This is a genomic window from Lysobacter enzymogenes (assembly GCF_023617245.1).
In the GTDB taxonomy this organism is placed as follows: Bacteria; Pseudomonadota; Gammaproteobacteria; order Xanthomonadales; family Xanthomonadaceae; genus Lysobacter; species Lysobacter yananisis.
This window is the reverse complement of the sequence record NZ_CP067396.1, coordinates 3534042-3553067: the sequence shown is the minus strand read 5'-3', so window position 1 is coordinate 3553067 and position 19026 is coordinate 3534042. Positions and strand designations below refer to the sequence as shown.

General features: G+C 68.7%; 18 protein-coding genes and 1 tRNA gene. 16 read left to right on the top strand and 3 right to left on the bottom strand.

Features of this window, described 5'->3' with window-relative positions; translation table 11 throughout:
• Nucleotides 1-108: 108 nt before the first annotated feature.
• Nucleotides 109-1449 (top strand): phosphoglucosamine mutase, encoded by a 1341-nt coding sequence (gene glmM / locus JHW41_RS14580; protein WP_057947319.1) that lies wholly within the window; start codon nucleotides 109-111, stop codon nucleotides 1447-1449.
• A gap of 237 nt (nucleotides 1450-1686) precedes the next feature.
• On the opposite strand, the gene JHW41_RS14575 is transcribed toward glmM, so the two are convergent.
• A complete protein-coding gene (locus JHW41_RS14575; RefSeq protein ID WP_057947320.1) occupies nucleotides 1687-3546 on the bottom strand; it encodes a DUF3413 domain-containing protein in 1860 nt (619 codons plus the stop codon).
• A 291-nt stretch (nucleotides 3547-3837) separates the two neighbouring features.
• Between JHW41_RS14575 and JHW41_RS14570 the strand changes: the two genes are divergently transcribed.
• Nucleotides 3838-4773, top strand: coding sequence for an isopenicillin N synthase family dioxygenase (locus tag JHW41_RS14570; protein WP_057947321.1), 936 nt, complete (start codon nucleotides 3838-3840; stop codon nucleotides 4771-4773).
• 276 nt (nucleotides 4774-5049) lie between these two features.
• Here the strand turns inward: JHW41_RS14570 and JHW41_RS14565 are convergent, their stop codons facing one another.
• Both JHW41_RS14565 and JHW41_RS14560 read right to left on the bottom strand, forming a co-directional pair.
• Nucleotides 5050-6210, bottom strand: coding sequence for a trypsin-like serine peptidase (locus JHW41_RS14565; protein ID WP_250442859.1), 1161 nt, complete (start codon nucleotides 6208-6210; stop codon nucleotides 5050-5052).
• 558 nt (nucleotides 6211-6768) lie between these two features.
• Complete coding sequence (locus JHW41_RS14560) at nucleotides 6769-7290, bottom strand: DNA-deoxyinosine glycosylase (protein WP_078996648.1); 522 nt, start codon at nucleotides 7288-7290, stop codon at nucleotides 6769-6771.
• Between the two features lie 143 nt (nucleotides 7291-7433).
• Between JHW41_RS14560 and tpiA the strand changes: the two genes are divergently transcribed.
• The 14 genes from tpiA to nuoK all read left to right on the top strand — a co-directional run bounded on the left by tpiA (nucleotide 7434) and on the right by nuoK (nucleotide 19021).
• A complete protein-coding gene (gene tpiA, locus JHW41_RS14555; protein ID WP_057947324.1) occupies nucleotides 7434-8186 on the top strand; it encodes a triose-phosphate isomerase in 753 nt (250 codons plus the stop codon).
• A gap of 72 nt (nucleotides 8187-8258) precedes the next feature.
• Nucleotides 8259-8774, top strand: a complete 516-nt coding sequence (gene secG / locus JHW41_RS14550; protein WP_250442856.1) for a preprotein translocase subunit SecG — start codon at nucleotides 8259-8261, stop codon at nucleotides 8772-8774.
• 120 nt (nucleotides 8775-8894) lie between these two features.
• Nucleotides 8895-8979: transfer RNA gene (locus JHW41_RS14545), tRNA-Leu, on the top strand.
• Between the two features lie 208 nt (nucleotides 8980-9187).
• Nucleotides 9188-9544 (top strand): NADH-quinone oxidoreductase subunit A, encoded by a 357-nt coding sequence (locus JHW41_RS14540; RefSeq protein WP_057947326.1) that lies wholly within the window; start codon nucleotides 9188-9190, stop codon nucleotides 9542-9544.
• A complete protein-coding gene (locus JHW41_RS14535; protein ID WP_057947327.1) occupies nucleotides 9535-10110 on the top strand; it encodes a NuoB/complex I 20 kDa subunit family protein in 576 nt (191 codons plus the stop codon). Before JHW41_RS14540 ends, JHW41_RS14535 begins: the two co-directional genes overlap by 10 nt.
• Entirely contained in the window at nucleotides 10107-10826 is a 720-nt protein-coding gene (locus tag JHW41_RS14530; protein ID WP_250442855.1) for an NADH-quinone oxidoreductase subunit C, read from the top strand. Before JHW41_RS14535 ends, JHW41_RS14530 begins: the two co-directional genes overlap by 4 nt.
• 22 nt (nucleotides 10827-10848) lie before the next feature.
• The gene (locus JHW41_RS14525) at nucleotides 10849-12138 is read left to right on the top strand and encodes an NADH-quinone oxidoreductase subunit D (RefSeq protein WP_250451042.1); all 1290 of its coding nucleotides are present in this window, start codon (nucleotides 10849-10851) and stop codon (nucleotides 12136-12138) included.
• 67 nt (nucleotides 12139-12205) lie between these two features.
• The gene (nuoE, locus tag JHW41_RS14520; RefSeq protein ID WP_057947329.1) at nucleotides 12206-12733 is read left to right on the top strand and encodes an NADH-quinone oxidoreductase subunit NuoE; all 528 of its coding nucleotides are present in this window, start codon (nucleotides 12206-12208) and stop codon (nucleotides 12731-12733) included.
• A gap of 11 nt (nucleotides 12734-12744) precedes the next feature.
• Nucleotides 12745-14115, top strand: coding sequence for an NADH-quinone oxidoreductase subunit NuoF (gene nuoF / locus JHW41_RS14515; protein WP_078996651.1), 1371 nt, complete (start codon nucleotides 12745-12747; stop codon nucleotides 14113-14115).
• Between the two features lie 103 nt (nucleotides 14116-14218).
• Complete coding sequence (gene nuoG / locus JHW41_RS14510) at nucleotides 14219-16465, top strand: NADH-quinone oxidoreductase subunit NuoG (protein WP_250442852.1); 2247 nt, start codon at nucleotides 14219-14221, stop codon at nucleotides 16463-16465.
• 21 nt (nucleotides 16466-16486) lie between these two features.
• A complete protein-coding gene (gene nuoH, locus JHW41_RS14505) occupies nucleotides 16487-17545 on the top strand; it encodes an NADH-quinone oxidoreductase subunit NuoH (protein WP_250442850.1) in 1059 nt (352 codons plus the stop codon).
• Between the two features lie 13 nt (nucleotides 17546-17558).
• The gene (gene nuoI / locus JHW41_RS14500; protein ID WP_057947332.1) at nucleotides 17559-18047 is read left to right on the top strand and encodes an NADH-quinone oxidoreductase subunit NuoI; all 489 of its coding nucleotides are present in this window, start codon (nucleotides 17559-17561) and stop codon (nucleotides 18045-18047) included.
• A 9-nt stretch (nucleotides 18048-18056) separates the two neighbouring features.
• Nucleotides 18057-18698 carry an NADH-quinone oxidoreductase subunit J gene (locus JHW41_RS14495; RefSeq protein ID WP_057947333.1) on the top strand — a complete coding sequence of 214 codons (642 nt, stop codon included), beginning with the start codon at nucleotides 18057-18059 and terminating at the stop codon, nucleotides 18696-18698.
• Entirely contained in the window at nucleotides 18695-19021 is a 327-nt protein-coding gene (gene nuoK, locus JHW41_RS14490) for an NADH-quinone oxidoreductase subunit NuoK (protein WP_057947334.1), read from the top strand. The genes JHW41_RS14495 and nuoK overlap by 4 nt, the downstream gene beginning before the upstream one ends.
• The last annotated feature ends 5 nt before the right edge of the window (nucleotides 19022-19026 follow it).

Sequence of the window (19026 nt, the reverse complement as noted above, 5' to 3'; positions counted from 1 at the left end):
GCGCGCGGCTTGCGGCACACTCGCCGCGCGGCGATCCCCCGAAAGCGCTGAGCCAGCGCCGAGCCGCGACGCACCAATCCCCACTTCCCCATTCCGAATCCCACACCCATGACCCGCAAATACTTCGGCACCGACGGCATCCGCGGCCGCGTCGGCGAGGGCGCCATCTCGGCCGACTTCGTCCTGCGCCTGGGCAACGCCTACGGCCACGCGCTGCAGCGCCGCGACTGGCGCAACCCGATGGTCATCATCGGCAAGGACACCCGCATCTCGAACTACATGTTCGAGGCCGCGCTCGAGGCCGGCCTGGTCGCCGCCGGCGTGGACGTGCAGCTGATGGGCCCGATGCCGACCCCGGCGGTCGCGCACCTGACCCGCTCGCTGCGCGCCGACGGCGGCATCGTCATCTCCGCCTCGCACAACCCGCACTACGACAACGGCATCAAGTTCTTCTCCGCCGACGGCGAAAAGCTCGACGACGACACCGAACTGGCGATCGAGGCGGCGCTGGAGCAGCCGTTCCGCACGGTCGAGTCCGAACGCCTGGGCCGCGCCGTGCGCACCCGCGACGCCATCGGCCGCTACCTGGAAGCCTGCAAGGGCTCGGTCTCGCGCGGCTTCGACCTCAGCGGCCTGCGCATCGCCCTGGACTGCGCCAACGGCGCCACCTACCAGGTCGGCCCGCTGGTGCTGCGCGAACTCGGCGCGCGCGTGGACGCGATCGGCGTCGACCCGAGCGGCCTGAACATCAACGACGGGGTCGGCTCGACCCATCCGCAGACCCTGGTGGCGAAGGTCCAGTCCAGCGGCGCGGATCTGGGCATCGCCTTCGACGGCGACGGAGACCGGGTCATGTTCGTCGACAGCGAAGGCCGCATCTGCGACGGCGACGACCTGCTCTACATCCTCGCCACCGACTGGCAGGACAGCGGCCGCCTGCGCGGCCCGGTGGTCGGCACGCTGATGACCAACTACGGCCTGGAGCGCGCGCTGGAACAGCGCGGCATCGGCTTCATCCGCGCCAAGGTCGGCGACCGCTACGTCCACCAACAGCTGATCGCCCACGGCGGCATGCTCGGCGGCGAAGCCTCCGGCCACTTGCTGTGCCTGGACCGCACCAGCACCGGCGACGGCATCGTCAGCGCGCTGCAGGTGCTGGAAGTGCTGGCGCGGCGCAAGCTGTCGCTGCGCGAGGCGCTGGCCGGGCTGCAGCGGGTGCCGCAGAAGACCGTCAACGTGCGTTTCGAGGGCGCGAGCAAGCCAACCGAAGCCGCGTCGGTGAAGGAGGCGTTGAAGCTAGCCGAAGCCGCCGTGGCCGGCCGCGGCCGCGCGTTCCTGCGCCCCTCGGGCACCGAGCCGGTGGTGCGGGTGACGGTCGAAGCCGACGACGCGAAGCTGATGCAGGACACGCTCGACGCGCTGTCGGCGGCGGTGAAGGCGGCCGTCTGAGTCTCGCGCTCATGCCGTAACCGACGAAGGCCGCGCAAGCGGCCTTCGTCGTCTCTGCCCGAAGCTACCTGTAGGAGCGGCGCAAGCCGCGACCGCGCCAACCAAACAACGACGCAGGCCGCAACGCCATGCGGCATTCGGCCGGCGCCGGATCGAAACCCAAGACCTCCATCGCGCGCCGGCGTTTCGTTGCCGCAGTCGCGGCTCGCGCCGCTCCTACAAGAAACGACCCGCCGCTCAACGCTGCTGGAACCGCGTCAGCATCTCCCACGACTGGCTCACCGCCGCCGGGTCCACCTTCGCGCCGGGGATCGGCCGGTAGCGGCGGTCCACCACGGTCGCCGCGCCGTAATTGTCGAACAGGTAGATCCGGTCGCCCTGGCGGATGCCGCGCTGCGACCAGCTCTCCACCAGCAGCGGCCGGTTCGGCTGCGCCGGCCCGAAAAGGTCGCGCCCGGTGCTGTAGTCGGCGCTGTCGTTGCGGCAGCCCAGCGCGTGCTTCATCAATGTCGGCACCAGGTCCTCGTGCGAGGTCACGTGGCCGGTCTTGCGCGCCGCCATGCCCGGCCAATACAGCACGAACGGCGTGCGCAGCTGGTAGTCGGAGAAGTTGCCGTTGTGGCCCCAGTAGTTCTGCTTGAGGTCGTTGAACTCTTCGCCGTGATCGCCGGTGACCACGACCACCGTGTTGTGCGCGAACGGTCCGGCCTGCAGCGCGTCCAGGAACGGCCCGATCAGCGAGTCGGCGTAATGCGCGGCGGTGCGGTAGCGGTTGAAGTCCGGCAGCGGATCGTGGTCGGGGCCGAAGTCGATCGGGTTGATCGACTTCGCCATCGGCTGGAACAGCGGCGGGTAGCCCTCGGACATGTAATAGGGCTGGTGGGTCGAGTCCAGGAACACGAAGCCGAAGAAGCGCTGCTGCGCCGGGGTCGCGGCGATGTCGCGCTGCAGGTCGCGCAGGATCGACAGGTCGCGCTCGGCGCTGTGGCGCTCGCGCGGGCCGTTGACCAGGCGCTCGCGCACCTCGGAGAACACGGTGCGGTCGAATTCGGGGTTGTACAGCGGCGCGCTGCCGTAGATGTGCATCGCATAGCCGTCTTTCTTCATCTGGCCGATGAAGGCCGAGCCGCGCTGCTCGGCCAGCATCGGGTGCCAGTAGCCGCCGGGCAGGCCGTAGAGCAGGCCGAACAGGCCGAAGCGGGTGGCGTTGCCGGAGCTGTAGTGGTCGTCGTACCACTGCGAACGCTGGGCCAGGCGCCAGGTGTTGGGCATCACCTGCGGGTTGAGCGCGTCGTGGCGCAGCGATTCGAGCAGGATCACCACGACGTTGAGCTTGGGCGCCTTGTCGCATTCCAGCGGCTTGCGCGGGTATTGCAGCAGGCCTTCGCCGGCGCTGGGCATGCGCGCGTCGGGATCGCTCTTCACCCCGAAGCGCTGCAGCGAGTCCTTCAGCGTGATCGGCTGCGCCCACGGGATGTAGGGCAGCTGCGACAGCACCGCGCGATCGCCGCGCGCGTCGTAGTAGGCGACCATCGCCTGGCCGAACAGCATCACCGCCGCGGCCAGCCACCACGCGCGCACGATCGCGGTCAGGCCCGGACGCCGGCGCAGCGCGCGCCACCACAGCCACGCCGCGGCGATTTCCAGCGCCAGCACCAGCGCCACCGCCAGCGCGATCAGCGCCCAGGTGCCGGCGGAGAACACCACCTGGTCCTGCATCGCGCCGCCGAACACCATGTTGGCGACCATCGCGTTGAGGTGGAACCGGTACAGCGCGAACACCTTGGCGTCGGTGACCAGCAGGCAGATCCACGCCGCCTGCAGGATCACCGCCGCCGCGGTCAGGGCGCCGTTGCGCCGGGTCAGCCAGCCCAGCAGCAGCGGCGGCAGGCCGAGCAGGGCGCCGAAGAAGAGGAAGTGGCCGGGCAGGGCCAGGGTCAGGAACAGCGCCGCCTTCCAGTGCTCGGCGAGGTGGCCGAAAGGGATGTTGAGCGCGGCGATGGCGATCGCGGCGACCGCGTTGGTCAGGGTGAACCCGGTCAGCCAGGCCAGGGCGCGGCGCGCCTGGAAGGCGGGGCGGGCGGCGGGTACGTCCATTCGCGGGGGCGTTCTCGAGGTGGGGCGGACCGGGGCGGGCCGGGCCGAAAGCGAGCCGGGCGGGCGGCGACTTTAGCGTGTAACAAAGCCCTGGAACACCGCCGGAGGGCGGGCGCGCGGCGCCGAGCTGAAGCGCGCTGGCGGCCGTTCAGCCTGGGCGCGCGCGGGCGTGCCGGGGCGGTCTGCCGGAGGTGCCGCCGCGGTCGTCCGGAGGCGTCGAACGCGCGTGCGGGCCGGCTTTGAGCGAAGATAGCCGCCTATCCGAAAAGACAGACCAGACAGGAACGCCCAGTGAGTCAGATTCCCACCCTCGACATCCGCCGTTTCGACACCGACCGCGAGGCCTTCGTCGCCGAGCTCGGCGCGGCCTACCGCGAATGGGGTTTCGCCGGCATCCGCGGCCACGGCATCAGCGACGCGCAGATCGACCGCGCCTACGACGTGTTCAAGCGCTTCTTCGCGCTGCCCGACGAGGTCAAGCGCCAGTACCACGTGCCCGGCGGCGGCGGCGCCCGCGGCTACACCCCGTTCGGCGTGGAGACCGCCAAGGACTCCAAGCACTTCGACCTCAAGGAGTTCTGGCACGTCGGCCGCGAGATCCCGCGCGACTCCAAGTACGCCGCGGACATGCCGGCCAACCTTTGGCCGAGCGAGATCGCCGAGTTCAAGGAGGTCGCCTACGGCCTGTTCACCACCCTCGACGAGCTCGGCTCGCGCGTGCTCAGCGCGCTGGCCCTGCACATCGGCCTGCCGGAGAACTATTTCGCCGACAAGACCGACTCGGGCAATTCGATCCTGCGCCCGATCCACTACCCGCCGATCACCGCCGACGACATCCCCAACGTGCGCGCCGGCGCGCACGAGGACATCAACCTGATCACCCTGCTGGTCGGCGCCAGCGCCGCCGGCCTGGAAGTGAAGTCGCGCCAGGGCGAGTGGGTGCCGTTCACCGCCGACGCCGACACCATCGTGGTCAACATCGGCGACATGCTGCAGCGCCTGACCAACCACGTGTACCCGTCGACGACCCATCGCGTGGTCAACCCGCCGGGCGAACAGGCGCGCCAGCCGCGCTACTCGACCCCGTTCTTCCTGCACCCGAACCCGGACTTCGTGATCGACGTGCTGCCCTCGACGATCACCGCGGACAACCCCAAGCGCTATCCCGAGCCGATCACCGCGCAGGGCTATCTGGAAGAGCGCTTGCGCGAGATCAAGCTCAAGTGAGTCGGCAGTAGCGGATCGGGAGTGGAGCATCGGGCGGCGCGGTCGCCGTGGCACGCGGGCGCGACGCCCGCGGTGGAGCCGGATCGCGACATCGCCGATCGCTCAAAAGGAAAAAGCCGGCTTGCGCCGGCTTTTTCTTTGGCCTGGAACTGCGCTCCGGGCGGAGCGTCCGGGCGCCGCGGAACGGGCCGCGGCACCCGTGGACGTCCTTGTCCGCTGCGGCGACTTACCCAAGGCTGCGTCGCCTGGCGGGCTGGCCGCCAAACCGGGGCGGGCTCAGCAGCCGATCGCCGTGCACAACGCCACGATGTTGTCGTCGTTGAACCGCGCGCCGACCCACGCCGTGCCGAACGCGCCGATGTGCGGGCCGCTGACGACGCTGTTGACCTGGTTGCCGGCGTTGGAATTGGGCGTGTAGTTGATCAGCCACGCGCCGCCGCTGGCGCCGTAGGTCATGTCGCAGCCCTGCACGACGACGTTGGTGCCTTCCGACGGCGAGTCGTAGGTCTGGCCGGCGCAGATGTTGGTGTACTGCGTGCTCAGGTTGCTGGCGTAGCCGTGCGAGTAGGTGTACAGCGAGTACGGCTGGTTCCAGGCGCGGCCGAGCCAGCCGACGTAGTTGATCACCGGAATGCCGGTGGTCTGCTCGCCGGTGAGCTTGATCACCGCCACGTCCCAGCGCCGGGTGCCCTGGCTGATCCAGTTGGTCGGCACGCGCGCGGTGCTCCAGCCGAACTTGCCGTACGGCGCTTCGCCGTAGCGCTCGGCCGGCACGAACACGAAGTTGGAGTTCCAGCCCGAACCGAAGGTGTAGACGCAGTGCGCGGCGGTGGTCAGCACGTTGGTGCCGCTGGAGACCTGCGCGGTGCAGTACGAACTGGCGCCGCCGGGCTTGGTGAAGTACAGCTTGCCGATCTTGTTCCACGGCGAAGCCTTCCACTGGCTGGTGTAGTAGTTGCCGGGGAAGCGGGTGTAGGCGTAGTGCGCGCCGTCCTTCTCGCCGGCCAGCGCCGCCGCCGGCGCGGCGCCCTTCTGCGCGTCCAGCGCGTCGAGCTTGTTCCACACCTGCGGGAAGTGCTGGCGGGCGAGGTAGTTGTTGAACGCCGGGGCGCTGCCGCCGGGCGCGCTGGCGGCCGGGCCGGTCGGCGCGTCCAGCGCCTTGAGCGCGGCCGGCGACGCGGCTTCGCCGCGGGTTTCCCAGACCAGCGGCTTGACTGCGGCGCGCTGGCGCGCGGTCGCGAACGGCGCGGCCTGGGCGGCCTTGGCCGCGGCGGCGCTGCCGGGCTTGGGCGCATCCAGCGCGGCGACGTCGCCGTGGGCGGTGCGGATCACGGTTTCGCCGGCGCTGGCGGCGCCGGCCAGGGTCAGCAGGGCCAGGCCGGCGACAGCGGCGAGGCGGCGGGGGAGGCGGTGCGAGGCAGTGCGATGCGACTTCATGTCGAAAACTCCTTGAGGTATCGCTCCATGGGCGACGGATGGATCGTCGGCGCAACGCCGTCGCGCGCCTCGATCCGTGGCGGCGCGGACGGCTTCCGGGCGAACGCCGGGCCGACTCGTACAGGCGAGTGCGGACCGGTGGCATCCCGCGGATGGCGGGCGGTTCGGCGGTGGGCGCCCTTGGCGGGCGGCCACCCCAGGAAACGCCGGGGTCGGGGAGGGCAGGACAGGCCGGGACCATGGACCGGTGCGGCGCCGATGCAGTCGCAGCAAGGACTGGGACGGCTGCGGCGCAGGCGGGGCAAGGGTTTCGGGCGGAAAGCCGCGGTGGACGCGGGAGAGAAATGTTGCGCAGGCGCAACGGCCGCGGAGGGCGAATGGGCGGCGCGGGCCGGGTTCTTGGGGCGATTTGCGCCGCAGTAACGCGGGTATCGGCGGTTTCGTCGTGGCGGAATTGGCGCGGTCGCGGCTTGCGCCGATCCTATTGAGGCTTCGGCGGCCGCTCGATCCGCGGTGGGGCCGCGACCGCGCTCGCGCCGGACGTCGCTTGCGCCCGCCTCAGCCCTCGCGCAGGCGCACCCCGGCCGCGCGCAGCGCCTGGCGCCAGGCCTCCAGCTTCATCGCCGCGCCCTGCGAGGCGTTGGCCGGGCTGGTCGACGGCAACCGAACCAGGGTCAGGTCCGGCCGCGCCAGGCCGGGCGCGATGAAGCGACGGAAGCTCTGCTCGGCCTTGGCGCCGTTGAACAGCACCGTGCCGACCCGCGGATGCCGGGCCAGGAAACCGGCGATGTCGTTGGGCACCGCGGTGTCGTCGCGGATCGCCGAATCCAGGCTGCCTTCGCGCTCGCATTGCGCCAGCACGTCCCACAGCGCGATCCCGGCCGCGGCCAGCGCCGCGACCCGCTGCGGGAAGTCCAGCGCCGGCCCCGCGCCGACCAGTTCGCCCATGATCGGCCAGAACCGGTTGTGCGGATGCGCGTAATAGCGCCCGGCCGCGAGCGAGGCGGCGCCCGGCATGCTACCGAGCACCAGCGCGCGGGCGTCGGGGACTTCGAGTGGCGGGAAGCTGTGGATGAGCATTCAGCCAGAAGTGAGCGAAGAGAAGTGAGGAATGAGTGTAATCCGCTCACTCCTCACTTCTCTTCGCTCACTTCTGGCTTCAAGTACCGTTGGTCGCGCCCAGCCGTTAGACTGCGCCCCGTCTACGCACCGAGGGAGAAGCCATGCGCCGCAGGATCGTCGCCGGAAACTGGAAGCTGCACGGCAGCCGCGAATTCGCCTTCGCCCTGCTCGACGAAATCGCCGCGCAGACCCCGCCGCCGGGCGTGGAGCGGGTGATCCTGCCGCCGCTGCCGTACCTGGGCGAGTTGGTCGAACACTACGGCGAACGCGGCCTGGGCTTCGGCGCGCAGGACGTCAGCAGCAACGTCAAGGGCGCCTACACCGGCGAAGTCTCCGCGGCGATGCTCAAGGAGGTCGGCGCGGTCTACGGCCTGGTCGGCCACTCCGAGCGCCGCCAGTACCACCGCGAGAGCAGCGAGCTGGTCGCGCGCAAGTTCGCGGCCGCCCGCGACGCCGGCCTGGTGCCGATCCTGTGCGTCGGCGAGACCCTGGAAGAGCGCGAGGACGGCAAGACCCAGTGGCGCCTGCAGGAACAGCTGGCGCCGGTGCTGGAACTGCTGGGCGTCGCCGCCCTCGACGGCGCCGTGGTCGCCTACGAGCCGGTCTGGGCGATCGGCACCGGCCGCACCGCCACGCCGGAGCAGGCGCAGGAGGTCCACGCATTCATCCGTAGCGAAATCGCCGCGCAGGATGCTAGAATCGCTGGCTCGCTTCCGATCCTTTACGGCGGAAGCGTGAAAGCCGACAACGCCGCCGCGCTGTTTTCCCAGCCCGACGTCGATGGCGGACTGGTCGGCGGGGCCTCCCTGGTCGCGTCCGACTTCAACGCCATCGCTGCCGCGGCGGCGCCCTGATCGCGTCGAACGGCGAACTCCGCCGCCCGGCAACGGTCGTAACGAGCTGTCACTGAGCGAAGAATCCGAACGATGCTGTTGTTCCTCAACGTCATCTATGTGTTGATCGCGATCGCCATGATCGCCCTGATCCTGATGCAGCGCGGCGCGGGTGCGCAGGCCGGCTCGGGTTTCGGCGGCGGCGCCTCGGCGACCGTGTTCGGTGCCCGCGGTTCGTCGAACTTCCTGTCCAAGTCGACCAAGTGGCTGGCGGTCGCGTTCTTCGCGATCAGCCTGTTCATGGCCTGGCAGGCCAGCCGCACCGCCCCGGCCCAGTTGGGCAAGCCCGACCTGGGCGTGATGGGCCGCGTCAGCGAGCAACCGGCTCCGGTCGCGCCCGCCGCCGCCCCGGCCGCCGCGCCCAGCGCGATCCCGCAGGCTCCGGCCAGCGGCGTGCCGCAGGCCCCCGCGGCGGCTCCGTCGACGGCGCCGGCCAATGCCGCGCCCGCCGGCGCGGTGCCTTCGGCGCCGGCTCCGGCCGCCGCTCCGGCATCGCAGCCGCAAGCGCAGCCGGCAGCCCCGGCAAAACAGCCGGCTAACGGCGGCTGAGATAAACAGGTTAAAATAGAGTTTCAGCCCCGCCCGGACGGCAGGGCAGGTCAGCGATGACCTAGGGCGGCGCGGGTTCCCCGCAACGCCGGGCCAGGATGGCGGAAGTAGGTTGGCAGTGCCCAGATGGCGGAATTGGTAGACGCACTACCTTGAGGTGGTAGCGACTTAGGTCGTGGGGGTTCGAGTCCCCCTTTGGGCACCACATCCAACCCAGCAGCATCCAAGTCCGATGTCGATGCTCTAGACAGCAGTAGACAAGCAAGACAGCAATTCGCACCACGGTACGCAGGTGCGGCACGCACGGCGGGCCGCTCCGCGCGTCCGAACGACTGGGCGCCGCGGCGCCAAGCCAAGGGATCGCGCAACCATGCGCGCCCATGTAGCCGAACAAGTAGCCGAGAGAACACCGCGTGCTGGCCGAATACCTGCCGACTCTGTTGTTCCTGATCGTCGCCAGCGGTATCGGCGTCGCCCTGTTGGTAGTAGGCAATGTGCTCGGGCCCAAGCGCCCGACCGCGGAGAAACTGTCTCCGTACGAATGCGGCTTCGAGGCCTTCGAAGACGCGCGCATGCAGTTCGACGTGCGCTACTACCTGATCGCCATCCAGTTCATCATCTTCGATCTGGAAATCATCTTCATCGTGCCCTGGGCCACCGTGTTCCGAGATCTCGGCGTGGTCGGCCTGATCGAGATGGGCATTTTCGCCAGCATGCTCCTGCTCGGCTTCGTTTACGTCTGGAAGAAGGGAGCGCTCGAATGGGAGTGATCCAAACCGTGTCCGGGTTGATGCACAACCCGTTGCCGGAAGGCCGCCTGGACGACATCCTGCGCCCCGAGGGCGAGAACCCGCTGCTGCAGCAGGGTTTCGTCACCACCAACCTCGACACCCTGTGGAACTGGGCGCGCACCGGCTCGATGTGGCCGATGACCTTCGGCCTGGCCTGCTGCGCGGTCGAGATGATGCACGCCGGCGCCGCGCGCCTGGACCTGGACCGCTACGGCGTGGTGTTCCGCCCGTCGCCGCGCCAGTCCGACGTGATGATCGTGGCCGGCACCCTGGTCAACAAGATGGCCCCGGCGCTGCGCAAGGTCTACGACCAGATGCCCGACCCGAAGTGGGTCATCTCGATGGGCAGCTGCGCCAACGGCGGCGGCTACTACCACTATTCCTATGCGGTGGTGCGCGGTTGCGACCGCGTGGTGCCGGTCGACGTCTACGTCCCGGGCTGCCCGCCGACCGCCGAGGCGCTGGTCTACGGCATCCTGCAGCTGCAGCGCAAGATCCGCCGCGGCACCAACTTCGGCGACGCCAAGCAGGGTGTGCGCGAATGAGCCCCGCCGATCTCGCCCAGCGCCTGGACGCGCGCTTCCCGCAGGCCACCATCGTCGTCGCGCAACCGCGCGGCGAAATTACTTTGGAGGTCGCCCACGACCAGTGGCTCGACGCCGCGCGCGCATTGCGCGACGAACTCGGCTTCGAGCAGTGCGTCGACGTCAGCGGCGTGGACTACCTGACCTACGGCAGCGACGAGTGGGACACCGACGTGTCCTCGGAAGGCTTCTCGCGCGGCGTGGAAGGCAAGAGCGCCGGCCGTTTCCGTTGGGGCGAAGAACCCAACGGCGCCGAGGACGCCAAGCCCGCGCGCCGCTTCGCCGCGGTCGCGCACCTGCTGTCGTACCAGCACAACGCGCGCGTGCGCCTGAAGACGTTCGCGCCGAACGACGACCTGCCGGTGGTGCCCTCGCTGACCTCGGTGCACCCGGGCGTCAACTGGTTCGAGCGCGAGGCCTTCGACCTGTACGGCATCGTCTTCGAAGGCCACCCGGACCTGCGCCGCATCCTCACCGACTACGGTTTCGTCGGCCATCCGTTCCGCAAGGACTTCCCGCTGATCGGCAACGTCGAAGTGCGCTACGACGCCGACAAGCGCCGGGTGGTGTACGAGCCGGTGTCGATCGAGCCGCGCGTCGGCGTGCCGCGCGTGATCCGCGAGGACGCGCGCTACCAGACCGCGCAGGGCGAGCAGTCGCAGCGCGAGGTGAAGTGAGATGAGCAATCCCGCCAGCGACATGCCCTTGGTGAACCTCAACACCTCCGGCCTCAACAACGCCGAGATCCGCAATTACACCTTCAACTTCGGTCCCCAGCATCCGGCCGCGCACGGCGTGCTGCGCCTGATCCTGGAGATGGACGGCGAAGTCGTGCAGCGCGCCGATCCGCACATCGGCCTGCTCCACCGCGGCACCGAGAAGCTCGCCGAGTCCAAGCCGTTCAACCAGTCGATCGGCTACATGGACCGGCTCGACTACGTGTCGATGATGTGCAACGAGCACGCGTACGTGCGCGCGATCGAGACCCTGCTGGGGATCGAGGCGCCGGTGCGCGCGCAGTACATCCGCACGATGTTCGACGAGATCACCCGCATCCTGAACCACTTGATGTGGATCGGTTCCAACGCGCTCGACCTGGGCGCGATGGCGGTGTTCCTGTACGCCTTCCGCGAGCGCGAAGAGCTGATGGACTGCTACGAGGCGGTCTCCGGCGCGCGCATGCACGCGGCCTACTACCGTCCCGGCGGCGTCTATCGCGACCTGCCGGACCGGATGCCGAAGTACAAGGAATCGCCCTGGAAGAAGGGCGCCGGCCTCAAGCGCTTCAACGAGTGGCGCGAAGGCTCGATGCTCGATTACCTGGACGCGTTCGCCGACGACTTCCCCAAGCGCGTCGACGAATACGAAACCCTGCTGACCGAAAACCGCATCTGGAAGCAGCGCACCGTCGGCATCGGCGTGGTCTCGCCCGAACAGGCCCTGGCCTGGGGCATGACCGGCCCGATGATCCGCGGCTCCGGCATCGCCTGGGACCTGCGCAAGAAGCAGCCCTACGCCAAGTACGCGGAGGTCGATTTCGACATTCCGGTCGGCGTCAACGGCGACTGCTACGACCGCTACCTGGTGCGCGTGGCCGAGATGCGCGAATCCACCCGCATCATCAAGCAGTGCGTGAAGTGGCTGCGCGCCAACCCCGGCCCCGTGATCGTCGACAACTTCAAGGTCGCCCCGCCCAAGCGCGAGGAGATGAAGGACGACATGGAAGCGCTGATCCACCACTTCAAGCTGTTCTCGGAAGGCTATTGCGTGCCGGCCGGCGAGACCTACTGCGCCGTGGAAGCCCCCAAGGGCGAATTCGGCTGCTACCTGGTCTCCGACGGCGCCAACAAGCCGTTCCGGGTGAAGCTGCGCGCGCCGGGCTTCGCCCACCTCTCGTCGATGGACGAGGTCGTCAAGGGCCACATGCTGGCCGACGTGGTGGCGATGATCGGCACCTACGACATCGTGTTCGGCGAGATCGATCGCTGATCTCGCCGCACTGAAGGTTTGTCCCAGACCGGGCGCCGGGGGCGCGCGGTCGCAGAGGAAAGAAGAAATGAAGGCGACAGGCAATTTCGAGGCCGCACAGCACGTCGATCCGATGGTGGCGTTGTCCGATGCGACGCGCGCGCACATCGATCACTGGCTGACCAAGTTCCCGCCGGAGCGCAAGCGTTCGGCGGTGCTGCAGGGCCTGCACGCGGCGCAGGAGCAGAACGGCGGTTGGCTGACCGACGAGCTGATCGCCGCGGTGGCCAAGTACCTGAGCCTGCCGCCGGTGTGGGCGTACGAGGTGGCGAGCTTCTATTCGATGTTCGAGACCGAGAAGGTCGGCCGCAACAACGTCGCCTTCTGCACCAACATCAGCTGCTGGCTCAACGGCGCGCAGGACCTGGTCGCGCACGCCGAGAAGAAGCTGGGCTGCAAGCTCGGCGAATCCACCGCCGACGGCCGGGTCTTCCTCAAGCGCGAGGAAGAATGCCTGGCCGCGTGCTGCGGCGCGCCGGTGGTCGTCGTCAACGGTCATTACCACGAGAAGCTCGACGCGGCGAAAGTCGACGAGCTGCTCGACGGTCTGAAGTGAGGTCGGGCGAGATGGCGCACGGTCACCACGATTATTCCAAGGGCTACGGCCCGGTCGGCCCGGCTCCGCAGGAGCACCAGGTCGTCTACACGACGCTGCACTACGACACTCCGTGGTCGTACGAAAACTATTTGAAGACCGGCGGCTATAGCGCGCTGCGCAAGATCCTCAGCGAGAAGACCCCGCCGGACGAGATCATCAACGCGGTCAAGGCTTCGGGCCTGCGCGGCCGCGGCGGCGCGGGCTTCCCGACCGGCCTGAAGTGGAGCTTCATGCCCAAGGGCAGCGGCACCCAGAAGTACATCCTGTGCAACTCGGACGAATCCGAGCCGGGCACGGCCAAGGACCGCGACATCCTGCGCTTCAACCCGCACTCGGTGGTGGAGGGCATGGCGATCGCCTGCTACGCCACCGGTTCGACCGTGGCCTACAACTACCTGCGCGGCGAGTTCCACCACGAACCGTTCGAGCATTTCGAGCAGGCGCTGAAGGAAGCCTACGAGAACGGCTGGCTCGGCAAGAACGTGCTCGGCAGCGGCGTGGACATCGACATCTACGGCGCGCTCGGCGCCGGCGCCTACATCTGCGGCGAAGAGACCGCGCTGATGGAGTCGCTGGAAGGCAAGAAGGGCCAGCCGCGCTTCAAGCCGCCGTTCCCGGCCAACTTCGGCCTGTTCGGCAAGCCGACCACGATCAACAACACCGAGACCTACGCCTCGGTGCCGGCGATCCTGCGCAACGGCGCGGAATGGTTCGCCGGCCTGGGCAAGCCGAACAACGGCGGGCCGAAGATCTTCTCGGTGTCCGGCCACGTCGCCAACCCGGGCAACTTCGAGATCCGCCTGGGCACGCCGTTCTCCGAGCTGCTGCAGCTCGCCGGCGGCATCCGCGGCGGGCGCAAGCTCAAGGCGGTGATCCCCGGCGGCTCCTCGATGAAGGTGCTGCCGGCGGCGACGATCATGGAATGCACGATGGACTACGACTCGCTGCAGAAGGCCGGTTCCGGCCTCGGCTCGGGCGCGGTCATCGTGATGGACGAGACCACCTGCATGGTCCGCGCCTGCCAGCGCATCGCCCGGTTCTATTTCAAGGAAAGCTGCGGCCAGTGCACGCCGTGCCGCGAAGGCACCGGCTGGATGTACCGCATGCTGACGAGAATCGCCGAGCAGCAGGCGACCTTGGAAGATTTGCAGATGCTGCGCGCCGCCGCGGGCCAGATCGAAGGCCACACCATCTGCGCGTTCGGCGAAGCCGCCGCGTGGCCGGTGCAGGGCTTCCTGCACCACTTCTGGGACGAGTTCGAGTACGCGATCGTCAACAAGCGTTTCCTGGTCGACGACCAAGCGGCCGGCACTGTGGTCGAAAAGAAGGTGGCCGCATGAGCGCGTTGTCCTTCCACATCCCCCATTGTTCCCGCGCCGCGCGCCGGAACAATGCGCCCCTTGACTCAAGGGGCTTGTCCGACGCTTCGATGAGGGGCTCGCTGTGAGCGCTCAACCCGTAAATCCGAATCTGCCGCCCGACCACGTCACCGTCTTCATCGACGGCGTCGAGATGGCCGCGCCGAAGAATTCGATGATCATCCATGCCGCCGACAAGGCCGGCATTCCGATCCCGCGTTTCTGCTACCACGACAAGCTGGCGATCGCCGCCAACTGCCGCATGTGCCTGGTCGACACCGAGGTCGGCGGCCGCGCCGCACCGAAGCCGTCGCCGGCCTGCGCCACGCCGGTGATGGACGGGCTGAAGGTGTTCACCCGCAACGAGCGCGCGCTGAAGTCGCAGCGCAACGTGATGGAGTTCCTGCTCGCCAACCACCCGCTGGATTGCCCGATCTGCGACCAGGGCGGCGAGTGCGAGCTGCAGGACGTGTCGATGGGCTACGGCCGTTCGGTCAGCCGTTACGCCGAACGCAAGCGCGTGGTGCCGGACGAGGACATCGGTCCGCTGGTCGCCACAGAGATGACCCGCTGCATCCAGTGCACCCGCTGCGTGCGCTTCACCGCGGAAATCGCCGGCACCTACGAGCTCGGCGGCATGTACCGCGGCGAGAACCTGCAGATCGGCACCTTCGACGGCAAGCCGCTGACCACCGAGCTGTCGGGCAACGTCATCGACGTGTGCCCGGTCGGCGCGCTGACCAACAAGGTGTTCCAGTTCAAGGCGCGTCCGTGGGAACTGACCGCGCGCGAGTCGCTGGGTTACCACGACGCGCTCGGCAGCAACCTGTTCCTGCACGTGCGCCGCGGCGACGTGCTGCGCACCGTGCCGCGCGACAACGAAGCGGTCAACGAGTGCTGGCTGTCGGACCGCGACCGCTATTCGCACCAGGGCCTGTACGCGGAAGACCGCGCCCAGCGTCCGCTGCTGAAGGACAACGGCGAGTGGCGCGAAGCCTCCTGGGAAGAGGCGCTGAGCCGTGCCGCCAAGATCCTGCGCGACAACGGCGGCGACAACCTCGGCGTGCTCGCGCACCCGGCGACGTCGAACGAAGAGGGCGCGCTGCTGGCGCGTCTGGCCGAAGCGCTGGGCACCGGCAATATCGATCACCGCATCTCGCAGCACGACCTGTCCGACGCCGCCGTGGCCGAAACCTTCGCCATGCCGGTCGCCGAGATCGAGCAGGCCGACGTGGTGATCGTGGTCGGCAGCAACCTGCGCCACGAACTGCCGCTGGTGCAGCAGCGCGTGCGCAAGGCCTACACCCGCGGCGCCAAGGTGCACGCGGTCAATCCGGTCGACTTCGATTTCACCTTCGACCTGACCAGCAAGCGCATCGTCGCGCCGTCGCAGCTCGCCGCCGCGCTCGGCGACGACGCGCTGCGCGAGATCGCCAAGGCCGGCAACCATGTCGCGCTGATCGTCGGCGGCGTGGCCGAGAACGGCCCGTACGCGGCCGCGATCCGCGCCGCGGCCCAGGCCTTCGCCGAGGCCACCGGCGCCAAGCTGTGCCGCATCCCGCAGGGCGCCAACGCGGTCGGTCTGGCCCGCCACGGCGTGCTGCCGACGGCGCGCGACGCCGGCGCGATGCTCAGCGACGCGCGCGGCGCCTACATCGTCTACGGCATCGAGCCGGGCCTGGATTTCGCCGACACCGAAAGCGCGCTGCGCGCGCTCGGCGCGGCCCAGGTGGTGGCCTTCAGCCATTACGCCTGCCGCTCGACCAAGGCCGTGGCCGACGTGATCCTGCCGATCGCGCTGCTGCCGGAAATCGACGCGACCCTGACCAACCTCGACGGCCGCGACCAGCAGGCCATCGCCGGCGGCAAGTTGCCGGGCCTGGCCCGCGCCGGTTGGCGCGTGTTGCGCGCGCTCGGCGGCGAACTCGGCGCCAGCGGCTTCGAGTTCACCGACTTCGCCGGCCTGCGCGCGAGCATCGCGCCGCGCGCGGTGACGCCGGCCGCCGGCCGCGCGCCGAGCGTGGCGGGCGAGGGCGGTCTTGAGCTCGCGGTCTCCACCGCGATCTACCGCAGCGACGCCACCGTGCGCCGCGCGCCCGCGCTGCAGTCGCACCCGCTCAATCTCGAACCGCGCGCCGTGCTCAATCCGGCCGACGCCGCCGCGCTGGGTTTCGGCGACGGCATGGTCGGCAAGTTCGGCGCCGGCGCCGGCACCGCGACCCTGCCGGTCGCGATCAGCGCCAAGGTCGCGCCGGGCACGGTATGGATCGAAAGCGGCCACGGCGCCACCGCGCCGCTCGGCGCGGGCCGCGTGCAGGCGGGGAGGGCCTAAGCCATGACGGACGGAATGTTCATGACCCAGCTGGTCGACCCGCTGCACAACTGGTTCCTGTCGCTGGGCATGGTCGGCGCGGTGCTGTGGATCGTGCTGAAGATCCTGCTGATCGCGATGCCGGTGATCATCACCGTGGCCTTCTACGTGGTCTGGGAGCGCAAGCTGATCGGCTGGATGCACGTGCGCCACGGGCCGATGTACGTCGGCATGGGCATCCTGCAGGCCTTCGCCGACGTGTTCAAACTGCTGTTCAAGGAAGTGATCCAGCCGGCCAAGGCCGAGTCCTTCCTGTACAAGCTGGCGCCGTTGCTGACCCTGGCGCCGGCGTTCGCGGCCTGGGCGGTGGTGCCGTTCGATGCCAAGCTGGTGCTGTCCAACGCCAACGCCGGCCTGCTGTACCTGCTGGCGATGACCTCGCTGGGCGTGTACGGCATCATCCTCGCCGGTTGGGCCTCGAACTCGAAGTACGCCTTCCTCGGCGCGATGCGCGCCGCCGCGCAGGTGGTGTCGTACGAGATCGCGATGGGTTTCGCCATGGTCGGCGTGATGGTCGGCGCCGGCAGCCTCAACCTCACCGACATCGTCATGGCCCAGTCGGGCAACGCCGGCGCGCTGGAGTGGTTCGCGCTGCCGATGCTGCCGCTGTTCGTCGTCTACTTCATTTCCGGCGTGGCCGAGACCAACCGCGCGCCGTTCGACGTGGTCGAGGGCGAGTCGGAGATCGTGGCCGGCCACATGGTCGAGTATTCGGGTTCGGCGTTCGCGCTGTTCTTCCTCGCCGAATACGCGAACATGATCCTGATCAGCTTCCTGACCGCGATCTTCTTCCTCGGCGGCTGGCTGAGCCCGTTCCAGGGCCTCGGCATTCCGTTCCTGTCGGTCGACGGCTGGTGGTGGCTGCTCGCGAAGGTGTTCTTCTTCGCCAGCTGCTTCATCTGGTTCCGCGCCTCCTTCCCGCGCTATCGCTACGACCAGATCATGCGTCTGGGCTGGAAGGTGTTCATCCCCCTGACCATCGCCTGGATCGTCGTGGTCGCGTTGATGTCGTATTACGGCGTCTTCCTGCCGGGACAGTGAGGCGGAGCAACTCATGAATCGCATCGTTTCCTATTTCAAGAGCCTGCTCCTGATCGAGCTCGCGCAGGGCCTTGGGCTGACGCTCAAGTACCTGTTCAAGCCCAAGTACACGCTGATGTACCCGATGGAGAAGACGCCGCAGTCGCCGCGCTTCCGCGGCGTGCACGCGCTGCGCCGCTATCCCAACGGCGAAGAGCGCTGCATCGCCTGCAAGCTGTGCGAGGCGGTGTGCCCGGCGCTGGCGATCACCATCGATTCGGAGAAGCGCGCCGACGGCACCCGCCGCACGACCCGCTACGACATCGACCTGTTCAAGTGCATCTTCTGCGGGTTCTGCGAGGAATCCTGCCCGGTCGACTCGATCGTGGAGACCCACATCCACGAGTACCACTTCGACCAGCGCGGACAGAACATCGTCACCAAGCCGCAGCTGTTGGCGATCGGCGACCGTCTCGAGACCGAGATCGCCGAGCGCCGCGCCGCCGACGCCGCCTTCCGCTGAGTACACGACATGGATCTCGCCCAGATCGCCTTCTTCGTCTTCGCCGCCATGGCCACGCTTTCGGCCGTGGCCGTGATCAGCGTCAAGAACCCGGTCCATGCCGCGCTCAGCCTGGTGCTGACCTTCTTCTCGGTTGCCTGCGTGTGGATCATCGCCGGCGCCGAGTTCCTCGGCGTGGCCCTGATCCTGGTCTACGTCGGCGCGGTGATGGTCTTGTTCCTGTTCGTGGTGATGATGCTCGACATCGACGTCGCCCCGCTGCGCGAGGGCTACGTGCGCTACCTGCCGGTCGGCCTGCTGGTCGCGGTGGTGATGCTGGTGGAGATGATCACCCTGATCGGGGTCAAGGCGTCGCTCGCCGCGCCGCTGACCGCCGACGCGTCCGGCGGCTCCAACACCAAGTGGCTGGCGACCGCGCTGTTCACCGACTTCCTGCTGCCGTTCGAGATCGCCGCGGTGATCCTGACCGTGGCGGTGATCGCCGCGGTCATGCTGACCCTGCGCCGCCGCCCGGGCGCCAAGCACCAGAACCCGAGCGAGCAGGCGCGCGTGCGCGCCAGCGACCGCATCCGCATGATCAAGATGGACGCCGTGAAGCCCGTCGCCGCCGAACCGGCGCCGGCCGACGCAGCGCAGGAGGCCAAGCCGTGAGCGAATTCTTCGGGTCGGGCCTCGCCCTCGGCCACTTCCTCGCCCTGGGCGCGGTGCTGTTCTGCATCAGCGTCGCCGGCATCTTCCTCAACCGCAAGAACGTGATCGTGCTGCTGATGTCGATCGAGCTGATGCTGCTCGCGGTCAACATCAACTTCGTCGCGTTCTCGCGCCAGCTGGCCGATCCGGCCGGTCAGGTGTTCGTGTTCTTCATCCTGACCGTGGCCGCGGCCGAGGCCGCCATCGGCCTGGCCATCCTGGTCACGCTGTTCCGCAACCGGCGCACGATCAACGTCGCCGAAATCGACTCGATGAAGGGCTGATCCGG